Raw genomic sequence first — 15,442 nt, 5'->3', positions numbered from 1 at the left:
GGTTGCCGCCAACCCTGGCAATTACCGGCCTGGGTCGATACTTGTGATAAGCGGCCGCAGGTGTCAGGTCATTCCAGCAATCCCTTCAATCCCTCAAGCGGCAACGGCCGGCTGTGCAGATAACCCTGATACAAATGGCAGCCCAACCCCTGCAGGAAGGCCAGCTGTTCCGGGGTTTCCACGCCTTCGGCGATCACCTCCAATTCCAGGCTGCGGGCCATGGCGACGATGGCGCGGATGATTTCGGCGTCGTTGGGGTCGGTGGTGGCGTCGCGGATGAACGACTGATCGATCTTCAGCGTGTCTACCGGCAATCGTTTCAGATAGGTCAGCGATGAATAGCCGGTGCCGAAATCGTCCATGGCAAAACTCACGCCGAGTTTTTTCAGGCGACGCATCTTGCTGATGGTGTCTTCCAGGTTCTGAATGACGATACCTTCGGTGATCTCCAGTTTCAGCAACGAGCAGGGCAGGCCGTGGCTGCTCATGCTGTGTTCGATGCGCTCGACGAAGTCGTTCTGGCGGAACTGCCGGGGGCTGATGTTCACGCACAGGCTGAAGGCCAGAGGATCGATCAGCTTTTCGGCGATCAATTGCTTGAAGGCTTCGCACGCCTCGTCGAGGATCCAGGTGCCGACCTCCAGAATCAGCCCGCTGTCTTCCAGCACCTTGATGAATTCGGTGGGTGATTGCGCGCCGAGTTCCGGGTGATTCCAGCGCACCAGGGCTTCGGCGCCGATGATGCGATTGTCCCGGGCGTCGATTTGCGGTTGGTAATGCACGTCGAATTCGCCACGGGACAGCGCCAGGCGCAGGTCGGTCTCCATGCGCAGCCGTTCGCTGGCCGCTTTCTGCATGGTGTTGTGATACATCTGCGTGGTGTTGCGCCCCGAATCCTTGGCCCGGTACAGCGCAATGTCGGCGCGTTTGAGCAGGTCGGTCGGGGTCGAGCCGTGATCGGGAATCAGCGCCACGCCGATGCTCGGCGTCACTTGCAGGCGCTGGCCGTCGAGGAACATCGGCTCCGACAGCAACTCGCGAATGGTGTCGGCCAGCTCGCGCACCTGGGCACTGACTTCATTGCGCGTGCCCTCCAGACCGCTGAGCAACACCACGAACTCATCGCCACCGAGCCGCGCCACCGTGTCTTCCATGCGTACGCTGGCCTCAAGTCGTGCGGTGATGATTTTCAGCACCGTGTCGCCAACCGGGTGCCCCAGCGAGTCGTTGATGTGCTTGAAGTGATCCAGATCGAGAAACAGCAGCGCGCCGCGCAGGTTGTGGCGCTTGAGCAGGGCGATCTGCTGGCTCAGGCGATCCATCAGCAGTGCGCGGTTGGGCAGGTTGGTCAGCGGGTCGTGATAAGCCAAGTGGCGGATCTGCGCCTCGGCGTTCTTCAGCAGGCTGACGTCCCGGGCCGTGAGCAACAGGCAGGCGGTTTCGTTGAGAGTGATCGGTTCGACCGAGACTTCCACCGTCAGGATCTCGCCGCGCTTGTTGCGCCCGAGCATTTCCTGATGGTGTACGCGGCCCTTGATCTGCAGCTCCGCAAGCAGTGCAGAACGCTGTTTTTCTTCGGCCCAGATGCCGACCTGATACACGGTTTTGCCCACCACTTCGTCGGCGCGGTAGCCGGTGAGGCGGCAGAAACCGTCGTTGACCTCCAGATAACGTCCGGTGTCGCGCTCGGTGATGGTGATGGCGTCGGGGCTGGAGTGGAACGCCTTGGCGAATTTCTCTTCGCTGGCCTTGAGCGCCGCTTCCGAGCGTTGTTGCTGGGTGATGTCGCGCAGCGTGGTAACGATGCACGGCTGGTTGCCGACGCTGATCTGCCGGCTGGAAATCACGCAGGTCAGCGACTGGCCGTCCTTGTGCTGGACGATGATCGCGACATTGCTCAGGCCCTGTTCGCGGATCACCCGTTCGATGCGTTGCAGGCTTTTCGCCGAGGCGTCCCACAGGCCGATTTCTTCGGCGGTGTGGCCGATCACATCGCTGGCGCTCCAGCCGAAGGTCTGGGAGAAACTGGAGTTGATCTCGATGAATTCCCCGGTTTCCTGGCGCGTGACGCAGATCGGGTCGGGGCTGACCTGGAACAGCGTGGCGAATTTCTCTTCCGAAGCCACCAGCCGTTGTTCGCGTTCGACCTGATCGGTGATGTCCAGCAGGGTGCCGGCCATCCGCAGCGGTACGCCGTTGTCGTCGCGATAGAGGCGGGCGCGGCTTTCCAGATAGCGCGAGCTGCCGTCCGGCAATTGCACGCGGTAAGTCAGCTGATAATTGCCCGCCGGGCCTTCGCGCAGGCTGCGATAGGCGTCGCGCATGCTGTCGCGCTCTTCGCCGGGTACGCCCTCGAAAAACTCTTCGAACGATTCGTGGAACGGTTTCGGCTCCAGGCCGTGTAATTGCGCAGCGCGGGCCGAGCCGTAGAGCATGCCGCTGGGAATGTGCCAGTCCCAGGTGCCGAGTTGCGCCGAATCCAGCGCCAGGTCGAGGCGTTCCTGGCTGTCTTTCAGGGCATGTTCGGCGGCTTTTCGTTCGGTAGTGTCGAGAAAAGTGCTGAGCAGGTAAGGCTGGCCTTCGAGTTCGACCTTTTGCGCGCTGAGGATGCCGTCGTGGATCTGGCCATTGCTGGCGCGGAACTGCACCTCCATGCTGACCAGTTCGCCCTTGGCCTTGGTCTTCTTGACCAGCTCCGCCCGCTGCTCGGGATGCACCCACAGGCCCAGTTCCAGGGTGGTGCGCCCGATGGCGCTCTGCACCGGCCAGCCGAACAGGCTTTCGAAATACTGGTTGGCCTCGCTGATCAGGCCGTCTTCCTGACGGGTCAGCAGCACCATGTTCGGGCACAGATGAAACAGTGTCGCAAAACGTTTCTCCGAACTGCTGAGCGCCTGTTCCCGTTGCCGCTGGTGGGTGATTTCGCGGATCACCCCGATCATTCGGGGGCGACCGTGTTTGTCGGGGAGCAGGCTGCCGTTGATCTCCAGCCAGTGCAGGCTGCCGTCGGGCCAGCGGATGCGGTGGTGCATCGCCTGTTCCAGCGGCGCACCGGCAATCACCGCGTGGAAGGCGCGGATGGTTTTCGCCCGGTCTTCCGGTGGCAGCAGATCGAGGTATTCCAGGTCTTCGGGCAGCGGTTGCCGCGGGTCGAAGCCGAACAAGGCCTGAGTGCCGCGCGACCAGCTGATCTGCCCGCGCTCGATGTCCCAGTACCAGGCGCCAAGCCGGGCACCGTTGAGCGCCGCGAGCAATTGCGGCGCACTCTCCCAGCTCTGCTCGGATCGCCGTGGATCAATGGCCTGAATACGCGGCATCGGCGGAATACGGTCAACAGATTTCGGCATTGTTAAGGGGCCTTGAGCTGATTTGGGCGTTTGGCACAGGGGCGGCAGCTCTATAGGAGTAGCACAAGTTAGCCGAGAGTCCCTGGCAGATCGATTTGAGCGTCCAGCAGGGCCATAAACGCCCGTGCAGCATTCGACAGCGTCCTTTCAGTGTGCAGGATATAGCCTAGCTGGCGACTGAGCTGTATGCCCGGTAAAGGTATGCGCGCCACCTGCTCATCGAGCATCGTGCGCGGCAAAACACTCCAGGCCAGGCCGATCGACACCATCATCTTGATGGTTTCCAGGTAGTTGGTGCTCATGGCGATGTTCGGCGTCAGGCCCTGAGCCTCGAACAGCCGTTGGACAATATGGTGGGTAAAGGTGTTGCCGCCGGGGAAAACCGCTGGATGGCCGGCAATGTCCGCCAATGTGACGGCGCCATTGCTGATCAATGAATGTTCCGGGGCGACCACGAAATCCAGCGGGTCATCCCAGACCGGCGTGGCTTTGACCAGCGTGTGCGGCTCCGGCGCCAGGGTGATGACTGCCAGTTCTGCCCGGCCATGGAGAATTTCCTCGTAGGCCACTTCCGAATCGAGGAACTGAATATCCAGCGCAACCTGCGGGTAGCGGCGAGTGTATTCCCTCAACAGCGGTGGCAAGCGGTGCAGGCCGATGTGGTGACTGGTGGCCAAAGTCAGGCGACCCGTGACTTCGCCGGTCAGGTTGGTCAGAGCACGGCGCGTGTCGTCCAGTACGTTGAGAATCTGATAAGCCCGTGGCAGTAAGGCCCGGCCGGCCTCGGTCAGACCCACTTCACGGCCCAACCGGTCGAACAGCCGCACATTCAGTTGCTGCTCCAGGCCAGCGATGCGTTTGCTGATCGCCGGTTGCGTCAGGTGCAGCCGTTCGCCGGCGCCGGAGAAGCTTCCAGTCTCGGCAATCGCGATAAAAGCATTGAGGTTGGCCAGGTCCATGTTCGCATTCCAGTTGGTTATCCAAAGCATAAAAAATATGAATTTGAGTTATTTAATCTAACCCCATAGGATCGGCCTCACAAGCCAAAGGGTTATTGATAAGCCCAGGGCATAGAAACAAGCTGATGAGGAACCGTCTGATGGCCGGCAAAACGCTCTACGACAAGCTCTGGGATTCGCATTTGGTCAAGCAGCGCGACGATGGCTCGGCGCTGATCTATATCGATCGTCATATCATTCACGAAGTGACCTCGCCGCAAGCCTTTGAAGGCCTGCGTCTGGCCGGACGCAAGCCGTGGCGCATCGATGCCAACATCGCCACCCCGGACCACAACGTACCGACCACTCCGGAGCGCAAGGGCGGCATCGAAGCCATTGCCGACCAGGTCTCGCGTTTGCAGGTTCAGACCCTCGATGACAACTGCGATGAATACGGCATCGTCGAGTTCAAGATGAACGACGTGCGCCAAGGCATCGTTCACGTGATCAGCCCGGAGCAGGGCGCGACCTTGCCGGGCATGACCGTGGTCTGCGGCGACTCGCACACCTCGACCCACGGCGCGTTCGGCGCCTTGGCCCACGGGATCGGCACTTCCGAGGTCGAGCACGTGCTCGCCACCCAGTGCCTGGTCGCCAAGAAAATGAAGAACATGCTGGTGCGCGTCGAAGGTCAGTTGCCGTTCGGCGTGACCGCCAAGGACATCGTCCTCGCGGTGATCGGCAAGATCGGCACCGCTGGCGGTAACGGCCATGCGATCGAGTTCGCCGGCAGCGCGATCCGCGATCTGTCCATCGAAGGCCGCATGACCATCTGCAACATGTCCATCGAAGCCGGCGCCCGCGTGGGTCTGGTGGCGGCGGACCAGAAGACTGTGGATTACGTCAAGGGTCGTCCTTTCGCACCGAAAGGTGCCGAGTGGGATCTGGCGGTCGAGTCCTGGAAAGACCTGGTGTCCGACGCCGATGCGCATTTCGACACCGTGGTCGAGCTCGACGCCACGCAGATCAAGCCGCAGGTCAGCTGGGGCACTTCGCCGGAAATGGTCTTGGCCGTTGATCAGAACGTGCCGGACCCGGCTAAAGAGATGGATCTGGTCAAACGCGACTCGATCGTCCGCGCCTTGAAATACATGGGTTTGACCGCCAATCAGGCGATCACTGACATTCAGCTCGACCGCGTGTTCATCGGCTCCTGCACCAACTCGCGCATCGAAGACTTGCGCGCTGCGGCGGTGATCGCCAAGGGTCGCAAGGTTGCGTCGACCATCAAGCAGGCCATCGTCGTGCCGGGCTCGGGTCTGGTGAAGGCGCAGGCCGAGGCCGAAGGTCTGGACAAGATTTTCCTCGAAGCCGGTTTCGAATGGCGCGAGCCGGGTTGCTCGATGTGCCTGGCGATGAACCCGGACCGTCTGGAGTCCGGCGAGCATTGCGCCTCGACCTCCAACCGTAACTTCGAAGGCCGTCAGGGCGCCGGTGGCCGTACCCACCTCGTCAGCCCGGCCATGGCCGCTGCGGCGGCGGTGAACGGTCGTTTCATCGACGTTCGTGAATTGATCTAAAGGAGCGCAGCATGAAAGCTTTTACCCAGCACACTGGTCTCGTCGCGCCTCTGGATCGTGCCAACGTCGACACCGACCAGATCATTCCGAAGCAGTTTCTGAAGTCGATCAAGCGCACCGGTTTCGGTCCGAACCTGTTCGACGAGTGGCGTTACCTGGATGTGGGTCAGCCGTATCAGGACAACTCCAAGCGTCCGCTGAACAAGGAATTCGTACTCAACGCCGAGCGTTATCAAGGCGCCAGCGTGTTGCTGGCCCGCGAAAACTTCGGCTGCGGCTCCAGCCGTGAACACGCGCCGTGGGCGCTGGAAGAATACGGTTTCCGCAGCATCATCGCGCCGAGCTATGCCGACATTTTCTTCAACAACAGCTTCAAGAACGGCTTGCTTCCGATCATCTTGAGCGACGCCGAAGTCGACGAGCTGTTCAAACAGGTCGAGGCCGCGCCGGGCTATCAGTTGCAGATCGATCTGCACGAGCAGACCGTGACCAGCCCGAACGGCAAGGTCTATCGCTTCGAGATCGACGCCTTCCGCAAACACTGCCTGCTCAATGGTCTGGACGACATCGGCCTGACCCTGCAGGACGGCGATGCGATTGCCGCGTTTGAAGCCAGGCATCGCGCGAGCCAGCCATGGTTGTTCCGCGACGCGTGAATCTGAAAGGTTGAAACCCAGAAAAGGACGTACCCATGACCAGCACCGCCCAGCACAGTCAGGTTGTACAAAAGCAATTCGGTGAACAGGCCGCCGCCTACCTGAGCAGCGCCGTTCACGCTCAAGGCACTGAATTTGCGCTGCTGCAGGCTGAGCTGGCGGGGCAGGGCGAGGCGCGGGTGCTGGATCTGGGTTGTGGCGCCGGGCACGTGAGTTTTCACGTCGCCTCGTTGGTGAAAGAAGTGGTGGCCTATGACCTGTCGCAGCAGATGCTCGACGTGGTGGCCGCCGCTGCCGTTGATCGCGGCTTGAGCAACGTGTCCACGGTCAACGGCGCCGCCGAGCGTCTGCCGTTTGCCGATGGCGAATTCGACTTCGTGTTCAGCCGCTATTCGGCGCACCATTGGAGCGATCTCGGCGTGGCCTTGCGCGAAGTGCGCCGGGTGCTGAAACCGGGTGGCGTGGCGGCGTTCATCGATGTGCTGTCGCCGGGCAGTCCGCTGTTCGACACCTATTTGCAGAGCGTCGAAGTGCTGCGCGACACCAGCCATGTGCGCGATTATTCCGCCGGTGAGTGGCTGCGCCAGGTCAGCGAGGCCGGTCTGCACACCCGCAGCACCACGCGTCAGCGCCTGCGTCTGGAGTACAACAGCTGGGTCGAGCGCATGCGCACACCCGAAGTGATGCGCGCCGCGATCCGCCAGTTGCAGCAATCGATGGGCAACGAAGTGCGCGAATATTTTGAGATTGAGGCCGATGGTTCGTTCAGTACAGATGTACTGGTGCTCTGGGCCGAAAAGTAAGTTTCGAACGACAAGCATTTTTCCCGGCGCGCCCCTCGATGGCGCACCGACTGAAGACACGAGGAAAGCATGAGCAAGCAGATTCTGATTCTCCCAGGCGACGGTATTGGTCCGGAAATCATGGCCGAAGCGGTCAAGGTGCTGGAGCTGGCCAACGAAAAGTACAGCCTGGGCTTCGAGCTGAGCCATGACGTGATCGGTGGCGCCGCCATCGACAAGCACGGCGTGCCGCTGGCCGACGAAACCCTCGATCGTGCCCGCGCTGCCGACGCTGTGCTGCTGGGCGCCGTGGGCGGCCCGAAATGGGACACCATCGAGCGTGACATCCGCCCTGAGCGCGGCCTGCTGAAAATCCGTGCGCAACTGGGCCTGTTCGGCAACCTGCGTCCGGCGATCCTGTACCCGCAACTGGCTGACGCTTCGAGCCTGAAGCCGGAAATCGCTGCCGGCCTGGATATCCTGATCGTCCGTGAACTGACCGGCGGCATCTACTTCGGCGCGCCGCGCGGCACCCGTACCCTGGAAAACGGCGAGCGCCAGTCCTACGACACCCTGCCGTACAGTGAGAGTGAAATCCGCCGTATCGCCCGTGTCGGTTTCGACATGGCCCGCGTGCGTGGCAAGAAACTGTGCTCGGTGGACAAGGCCAACGTGCTGGCGTCCAGCCAGCTGTGGCGTGAAGTGGTCGAGCAGGTCGCCAAGGATTACCCGGACGTCGAACTGAGCCATATGTACGTCGACAACGCCGCCATGCAACTGGTGCGTGCACCGAAGCAGTTCGACGTGATCGTCACCGACAACATGTTCGGTGACATCCTGTCCGACGAAGCGTCGATGCTCACCGGTTCCATCGGCATGCTGCCTTCGGCCTCGCTGGACGCCAACAACAAGGGCATGTACGAGCCTTGCCACGGTTCGGCGCCGGACATCGCGGGCAAAGGCATCGCCAACCCGCTGGCGACCATCCTGTCGGTGTCGATGATGCTGCGTTACAGCTTCAATCTGCACGAAGCGGCCGATGCCATCGAAAAAGCGGTCAGCGTAGTGCTGGATCAAGGCCTGCGCACCGGCGACATCTTTTCGACCGGTTGCACTAAAGTCGGTACGCAGGAAATGGGTGACGCAGTAGTCGCCGCGCTGCGGAATCTGTAATCTCTCGGGCCCGCTGCGAAATTCAATACAAAGCAGCGGCCCACTTTTCAAGAAGGTGTAGTTGCGATGAAACGTGTAGGTCTGATCGGTTGGCGCGGCATGGTCGGTTCCGTGCTCATGCAGCGGATGCTGGAAGAGCAGGATTTCGATCTTATCGAGCCGGTGTTTTTCACCACTTCCAATGTCGGTGGCCAAGGCCCGTCCGTGGGCAAGGACATTGCTCCGCTCAAGGACGCTTACAGCATTGAAGAGCTGAAGACCCTCGACGTGATCCTGACCTGCCAGGGCGGCGACTACACCAGCGAAGTGTTCCCGAAGCTGCGCGAAGCCGGCTGGCAGGGTTACTGGATCGACGCGGCCTCGAGCCTGCGGATGAACGACGACGCCGTCATCATTCTCGACCCGGTCAACCGCAAGGTCATCGACCAGCAGCTCGATGCGGGCACCAAGAACTACATCGGCGGCAACTGCACCGTCAGCCTGATGCTGATGGGCCTGGGCGGTCTGTTCGAGGCCGGTCTGGTCGAGTGGATGAGCGCCATGACCTATCAGGCGGCCTCCGGCGCCGGCGCGCAGAACATGCGTGAACTGATCAAGCAGATGGGCGCGACCCACGCCGCTGTCGCTGATCAACTGGCCGATCCTGCCAGCGCGATCCTCGATATCGACCGTCGTGTGGCCGAAGCCATGCGCAGCGACGCTTACCCGACCGAAAACTTCGGTGTACCGCTGGCCGGCAGCCTGATCCCTTGGATCGACAAGGAACTGCCGAACGGCCAGAGCCGCGAAGAGTGGAAGGCCCAGGCCGAGACCAACAAGATCCTCGGTCGCTTCAAGAGCCCGATCCCGGTCGACGGCATCTGCGTGCGCATCGGCGCCATGCGTTGCCACAGCCAGGCACTGACCATCAAGCTGAACAAAGACGTGCCGATCGCCGACATCGAAGGGCTGATCAGCCAGCACAACCCTTGGGTCAAACTGGTGCCGAACAACCGCGAAATCAGCATGCAGGAGCTGAGCCCGACGAAAGTCACCGGCACCCTGAACGTTCCGGTCGGTCGTCTGCGCAAGCTGAACATGGGGTCGCAGTTCGTCGGTGCTTTCACCGTCGGCGACCAACTGCTGTGGGGCGCGGCCGAACCGCTGCGTCGCATGCTGCGGATCCTGCTTGAGCGTTGATCGCTTGATGCAATGAAAGAACCCGCGCCTTGCACGAGGCGCGGGTTTTTTTTTGCCTGCGTGGCGGCCACCCGGTAAAGTGCCGCTCCCCCCGTTTCGCCAGAGGTAGCAACATGACCCAGACCCTTGATATTGCCGTGATCGGCGCCACCGGTACTGTCGGCGAAACCCTCGTGCAGATTCTCGAGGAGCGCGACTTCCCGGTCGGCACCTTGCACCTGTTGGCCAGCAGCGAATCCGCCGGCAGCTCGGTGCTGTTTCGCAACAAGAACGTGCGCGTGCGCGAAGTCGACGAGTTCGATTTCAGCAAGGTCAAACTGGCGTTCTTCGCCGCCGGCCCGGCCATCACCCTGAGTTACGCCGCCCGCGCTCACGCGGCGGGTTGCTCGCTGGTCGATTTGTCTGGCGCCTTGCCGGCGGATCAGGCGCCGCAAGTGGTGCCGGAAGCCAATGCCGATGTGCTGGCCGGTTTGAAAGCACCGTTCCAGGTCTGCAGCCCGAGCCCGTCGGCCACCACATTGGCCGTGGTGCTGGCGCCGCTGCTCGATCTGATCGAGCTGCACTATGTGCATGTCACCGCCAATCTGGCGGTTTCCGCCCAAGGCCGCGAAGCCGTGACCGAGCTGGCACGTCAGACCGCCGAGCTGCTGAACATGCGTCCGCTGGAGCCGACATTCTTCGACCGGCAGATGGCTTTCAACCTGCTGGCCCAGGTCGGTACGCCCGACGCGCAAGGTCACACGCTGCTGGAAAAACGTCTGGTGCGCGAGCTGCGTCAGGTGCTGGCCAAGCCTTTATTAAAGATTTCCGCAACTTGCGTTCAAGCCCCGGTGTTTTTTGGCGATAGCTTTAGCGTGACCTTGCAGTCAGCGAGCGCGGTCGACCTGGAAAAGGTCAACGCCGCGCTTGAAGAGGCCGAGGGTATCGAGCTGGTCGAGGCCGGCGATTATCCGACCGCCGTCGGTGACGCGGTCGGGCAGGACGTGGTCTACGTCGGGCGGGTGCGCGCCGGTGTCGACGAGCCGTCGGAACTTAATCTGTGGCTGACGTCAGATAACGTACGCAAAGGTGCGGCCCTCAACGCCGTGCAGGTCGCCGAGTTGTTGATAAAAGACCTGCTGTAAAAGATACTTGGCAACAATTTGTCGACTGATTCTAGCCGGGCGCTATGCTTGGCCAGATCGCTTGATGACGCGACACCCTCCGGGACTTTCCGGGGCATCAAAGAAATGATCGCGCGCGGCATGCTGTCGTCGTCGCGCGCAATGCCTTACGGCAGCGACTATCAACATCTTCTCGCTGGCCGAGGAACGTTCAAACAAAGGAAGAGGCTATGGTTCAAGTTCGCAAACTGGTGTTAGCAATAGCGGCCGCCTCGGCGCTGTCCTCCGGTATGGCGCATGCCCTCGGGCTCGGGGAGCTGACCCTGAAGTCGACCCTGAACCAGCCGCTGGTGGCGGAAATCGAGCTGCTCGATGTCAAGGATCTGACCGCTGCCGAAGTGGTGCCGAGCCTGGCCTCGCCGGAAGATTTCGCCAAGGCTGGCGTCGATCGCCAGGCCTTCCTCAATGATCTGACGTTCACCCCGGTGCTCAACGCCAGCGGCAAAAGTGTGCTGCGCGTCACCTCGAGCAAACCGCTGTCGGAACCGATGGTGAAATTTCTCGTGCAGGTGATGTGGCCGAACGGCCGTCTGCTGCGTGATTACAGCGTGCTGCTGGATCCGTCGAAGTTCTCGCCGCAGACCGCTGATGCCGCCGCCCAGCCTGCTCCGGCGCAAACCATCACCGCACCGACTACCGGCGCCACGCATTCGACCCACACCACCACGCCGCGCGACACCCTGTGGGAAATCGCCGCCAAGGCGCGCACCGGCGGTTCGGTGCAGCAGACCATGCTGGCGATCCAGGCCTTGAACCCGGACGCGTTCATCGGCGGCAACATCAACCGCCTGAAAACCGGTCAGGTGCTGCGTCTGCCGGATCAGGTGCAAAGCACCGCACTGCCGCAGTCCAAAGCGATTGCCGAAGTGGCGGCGCAGAACGAAGCCTGGCGGCAGGGTCGTCGTTATGTGGCCAAGCCGGGCACCGGTCAGCAGCAGCTCGATGCGACCAATCGTGGTCGCGCCAATACCGGTGCTGCGCAAAACGCCAAGGACAACCTGAGCCTGGTGTCAGCCGAAAGCGCCAAGGCGCGTGGCAAGGGTCCGGCCGGCGATGCCAAGGCCCTGAGCAACAAACTGGCGGTCACTCAGGAAAGTCTCGACACCACCCGTCGTGACAACGAAGAGCTGAAAAGCCGCATGGCCGATCTGCAAAGCCAGCTGGACAAGCTGCAACGCCTGATCGAGCTGAAGAACAATCAACTGGCGAAAATGCAGGCCGAAGGTTCGGGCTCGGCTCCGGCCACAACGGCCCCTGTTGTTCCTGCGATCACTGCGGAACTGGCAACCACGCCACCGGCGACTCCTGCAGAGGTTGCGCCAGTCGCACCTGCGCCTGAGGCCGCTGCTCCGGCCCCGGTCGAGCCGGTTGTCGAGCCTGTGGTTGAAACGACGCCGGCCGCCAATGACGAAAAAACCTTCAATGAACTGCTGACCAATCCAATCCTGTTGGGTCTGGTCGGTGGCGGTGCAGTGGTCCTGCTGCTCCTGTTGTTGCTGCTGGCCCGTCGCCGCAAGGCGCAACAGGAAGCCGAAAAACACCTGCGTATGGCACGTGCGCTGGAGGAGCAGTCCTTCTCCCAGGATCTCGATCTGCCGGAAAGCAGCTTCGAAGGTCTGGAGGTGCCAGCCGCCAGCGTCAAGCTGACCCCGGCTCCAGCTCCAGCTCCAGCTGCGGCGCCTGCCGCCGCTGCTGTAGTTGCGCCCGTCGTGATGGCCGAGCCGATCGCCGCGCCGCTGGTGGCGCCGGCCGCCGAGCGTTCCGACGACGTGCTGGACAAGGCGCAGTCGCACATCGACGGCGGTCGTTTGAATCAGGCCGCCGCGTTGCTGGAGGAGGGCGTGAGCCTGGAGCCGCAGCGCAGCGATCTGCGTCTGAAGCTGATGGAGGTTTACGGTCGCCAGGGTGATCGCGATGCCTTCGTCGGTCAGGAGCGTCAACTGGTTGCCAATGGCGACAACTTCGCCAAGGTCGAAGAGCTGAAAAGCCGCTTCCCGGCCATGGCGGTCGTCGCGGCCAGCGGTCTTGCGGCAGCGGCCATTGCCGCCGAGCTGGACGCGGAATACGTCAAGGAGCTGCTGCTCGACGAGCCTGAAGCGCCGGCTGCTTCTGCTGCGGCAGATGACGATCTGGACAGCGCTTTCGACCTGAGCCTCGATGATCTCGACAACATCACGCCAGTTGAACCTGTGGCGGCTGTCGAGCCGGAAACGCCGGTCGAGCTGGACGCATTCCCGACTGACGACGACCTGAGCTTCGAGTCGGTGCTGCAAAAGCAGACCGACATCAAGGAAAACCTCGACGACCTGTCGGACTTCGACCTGGATCTGGATCTCGGTGCCGACCCTGCGCCTGCGCCGGTCGAGTTGGCAGACGATGACTTCCTGCTGGATCTGGACGAAGGCGTGAAGGATCTGCCGCTGGTCGAAACCCCGGCCGTTACCGACGTGCCGCAGGACGATCTGGAGCTGCCAGCCGATTTCGACCTGTCCCTGGCTGACGAAATGGACGCTGCGCCAGCCGAGCCGGATGCGTTCGCCGCCGAGCTGGATGACGTCAACGCTGAGCTGGATCGTCTGTCGAGCAGCATCAACGAGCCAAGCTTCACCGAAGCTGATGCTGCGTTGGGTGATGATCTGGGTGAGGATGACTTCGACTTCCTGTCCGGCACCGACGAAGCCGCGACCAAGCTCGATCTGGCGCAGGCCTACATCGACATGGGCGACAACGACGGTGCGCGCGACATCCTCAATGAAGTCATCAGCGAGGGGAACGACAAGCAGAAGAGCGAAGCGAGCGAAATGCTTTCGCATCTGGCCTGAGTCGGCATTCAGCGCTAAACAGAACGGCAGCCCATGAGGCTGCCGTTTTTGTTTGGGTCTGGTTTCCCCGTCCCGCCGCCTTATAATGCCCGCCTTTGTAGATCAGCAGGCTGTACCGACTTGGCAAACATAGATAACCCGGCCGCCGAAATGGCACCCGAAGGCTTTTTCCGCGTCGCGCTGGGCGTTGAATACAAGGGCTCGCGCTACAGCGGCTGGCAGCGTCAGTCCACCGGTGTGCTCACCGTGCAGGAAACCCTGGAAAAAGCCCTGTCGAAGGTCGCCGACTCGCCGATCTCGCTGCAATGCGCGGGGCGCACCGACGCCGGTGTGCATGCGTGCGGGCAAGTGGTGCATTTCGATACCCAGGTCGACCGCTCGCTGAAAGCCTGGGTCATGGGCGCCAACATCAATCTGCCCCACGACATCAGCGTCAGTTGGGCGAAGATCATGCCGGCGCATTTCCATGCGCGATTCAAGGCGATTGCCCGGCGCTATCGCTATGTGATCTACAACGATCAGATCCGCCCGGCGCATCTCAACGAAGAAATCACCTGGAATCACCGTCCGCTGGACGTCGAGCGCATGGCCGAGGCCGCGCAGTACCTGATCGGTACCCATGATTTCAGTGCCTTCCGTGCCGGCCAGTGCCAGGCCAAGTCGCCGATCAAGCAGATGCATCACCTGCGCGTGACCCGTCACGGCAAAATGATCGTTCTGGACATCCGCGCCAACGCGTTCCTGCACCACATGGTGCGCAACATCGCCGGCGTGCTGATGACCATCGGTGCCGGCGAGCGGCCGGTGGAGTGGATGAAAGAAGTGCTGGAGAGCCGTGAGCGGCGTTCCGGCGGGGTCACGGCGCATCCGTTCGGCCTGTATCTGGTGCAGGTCGAGTACCACGACGAGTTCCCGTTGCCCGAGCGTTTCATCGGGCCACATTTCCTTACGGGTTTCGCGGAACTTGACGGCTGACGCCCTCGAACGCATTTGTTACCATCCGGGACTTTCTCGGATTTGCCTTGGGGTTTTTATCGACATGTCAGCCGTTCGCAGCAAGATTTGCGGGATTACCCGCATAGAAGATGCGTTGGCAGCCGTCGAGGCCGGGGCCGATGCCATTGGTTTTGTGTTCTACGCTAAAAGTCCCCGGGCCGTGACCGTGCAGCAGGCGCGGTCGATCATCGCCGCCTTGCCACCGTTCGTGACCACGGTCGGGCTGTTCGTCAATGCCAGCCGTTGCGAGCTCGGGGAAATCCTCGATGCCGTGCCGCTGGATCTGCTGCAGTTCCATGGCGACGAAACCGCCGCCGAGTGTGAGGGCTGGCACCGGCCGTACATCAAGGCCTTGCGGGTCAAGGCGGGCGATAACATTGCCGCTGCCTGCGATGCCTACCCGAGCGCCAGCGGCGTGCTGCTCGACACTTATGTCGAAGGCGTGCCCGGCGGAACCGGCGAAGCGTTCGACTGGTCATTGATTCCGCAAGGCTTGAGCAAACCGTTGATTCTGGCCGGCGGCCTGACGCCGGAGAACGTCGCCGATGCGATAGCCCGGGTGCGGCCGTATGCCGTGGATGTCAGCGGCGGGGTAGAGGCGAGCAAGGGCATCAAGGATCACGCAAAGATTCGTGCATTCATCAACGCCGTACGCTGATGTGACGGCTGGCAGACTGCCGCCGTCCACAGCTCTGTAGAAAAGAGGCTGAGGGTCTTTTCGGGGTGTGCGCAGGTCAGTTCCGCTGACCCGGCAGTCCGGACGATCATCGCCACACATGAATTTAGCTGAAGGGCATACGCGGGGC

Annotated in this window: 11 protein-coding genes; 9 read left to right on the top strand and 2 right to left on the bottom strand. The window is 61.8% G+C overall.

What is annotated here, in order from left to right; genetic code table 11:
• Nucleotides 1-68: 68 nt before the first annotated feature.
• Together JKA62_RS10280 and JKA62_RS10275 are read right to left on the bottom strand one after the other, a co-directional pair.
• The gene (locus JKA62_RS10280) at nucleotides 69-3,347 is read right to left on the bottom strand and encodes a bifunctional diguanylate cyclase/phosphodiesterase (RefSeq protein ID WP_011333348.1); all 3,279 of its coding nucleotides are present in this window, start codon (nucleotides 3,345-3,347) and stop codon (nucleotides 69-71) included.
• 68 nt (nucleotides 3,348-3,415) lie between these two features.
• Nucleotides 3,416-4,306 carry a LysR family transcriptional regulator gene (locus JKA62_RS10275; protein ID WP_007956444.1) on the bottom strand — a complete coding sequence of 297 codons (891 nt, stop codon included), beginning with the start codon at nucleotides 4,304-4,306 and terminating at the stop codon, nucleotides 3,416-3,418.
• 140 nt (nucleotides 4,307-4,446) lie between these two features.
• On the opposite strand from JKA62_RS10275, the gene leuC reads away from it, so the two are divergent.
• The 9 genes from leuC to JKA62_RS10230 all read left to right on the top strand — a co-directional run bounded on the left by leuC (nucleotide 4,447) and on the right by JKA62_RS10230 (nucleotide 15,294).
• Entirely contained in the window at nucleotides 4,447-5,865 is a 1,419-nt protein-coding gene (leuC, locus tag JKA62_RS10270; RefSeq protein WP_011333350.1) for a 3-isopropylmalate dehydratase large subunit, read from the top strand.
• An 11-nt stretch (nucleotides 5,866-5,876) separates the two neighbouring features.
• A complete protein-coding gene (gene leuD / locus JKA62_RS10265) occupies nucleotides 5,877-6,521 on the top strand; it encodes a 3-isopropylmalate dehydratase small subunit (RefSeq protein WP_011333351.1) in 645 nt (214 codons plus the stop codon).
• A 35-nt stretch (nucleotides 6,522-6,556) separates the two neighbouring features.
• Nucleotides 6,557-7,324 (top strand): class I SAM-dependent methyltransferase, encoded by a 768-nt coding sequence (locus JKA62_RS10260; RefSeq protein ID WP_011333352.1) that lies wholly within the window; start codon nucleotides 6,557-6,559, stop codon nucleotides 7,322-7,324.
• Between the two features lie 69 nt (nucleotides 7,325-7,393).
• Nucleotides 7,394-8,476: a 3-isopropylmalate dehydrogenase gene (gene leuB, locus JKA62_RS10255; protein WP_011333353.1), complete on the top strand. Its 1,083-nt coding sequence runs from the start codon at nucleotides 7,394-7,396 to the stop codon at nucleotides 8,474-8,476.
• A gap of 66 nt (nucleotides 8,477-8,542) precedes the next feature.
• Complete coding sequence (gene asd, locus JKA62_RS10250) at nucleotides 8,543-9,655, top strand: aspartate-semialdehyde dehydrogenase (RefSeq protein ID WP_011333354.1); 1,113 nt, start codon at nucleotides 8,543-8,545, stop codon at nucleotides 9,653-9,655.
• A 113-nt stretch (nucleotides 9,656-9,768) separates the two neighbouring features.
• Nucleotides 9,769-10,779 carry an aspartate-semialdehyde dehydrogenase gene (locus tag JKA62_RS10245; protein ID WP_011333355.1) on the top strand — a complete coding sequence of 337 codons (1,011 nt, stop codon included), beginning with the start codon at nucleotides 9,769-9,771 and terminating at the stop codon, nucleotides 10,777-10,779.
• Nucleotides 10,780-10,988: 209 nt separating this feature from the next.
• Nucleotides 10,989-13,640, top strand: a complete 2,652-nt coding sequence (locus JKA62_RS10240; RefSeq protein ID WP_011333356.1) for a FimV/HubP family polar landmark protein — start codon at nucleotides 10,989-10,991, stop codon at nucleotides 13,638-13,640.
• Nucleotides 13,641-13,790: 150 nt separating this feature from the next.
• Nucleotides 13,791-14,615, top strand: coding sequence for a tRNA pseudouridine(38-40) synthase TruA (gene truA, locus JKA62_RS10235; protein WP_011333357.1), 825 nt, complete (start codon nucleotides 13,791-13,793; stop codon nucleotides 14,613-14,615).
• A 64-nt stretch (nucleotides 14,616-14,679) separates the two neighbouring features.
• Nucleotides 14,680-15,294, top strand: coding sequence for a phosphoribosylanthranilate isomerase (locus JKA62_RS10230; RefSeq protein ID WP_011333358.1), 615 nt, complete (start codon nucleotides 14,680-14,682; stop codon nucleotides 15,292-15,294).
• The last annotated feature ends 148 nt before the right edge of the window (nucleotides 15,295-15,442 follow it).

Origin of the sequence: Pseudomonas sp. B7 (assembly GCF_016735645.1) — a bacterium.
GTDB classification, from domain to species: Bacteria; Pseudomonadota; Gammaproteobacteria; order Pseudomonadales; family Pseudomonadaceae; genus Aquipseudomonas; species Aquipseudomonas glycinae.
The sequence above is the reverse complement of the archived record's forward strand: the minus strand, read 5'-3'. Positions and strand labels throughout refer to the sequence as shown.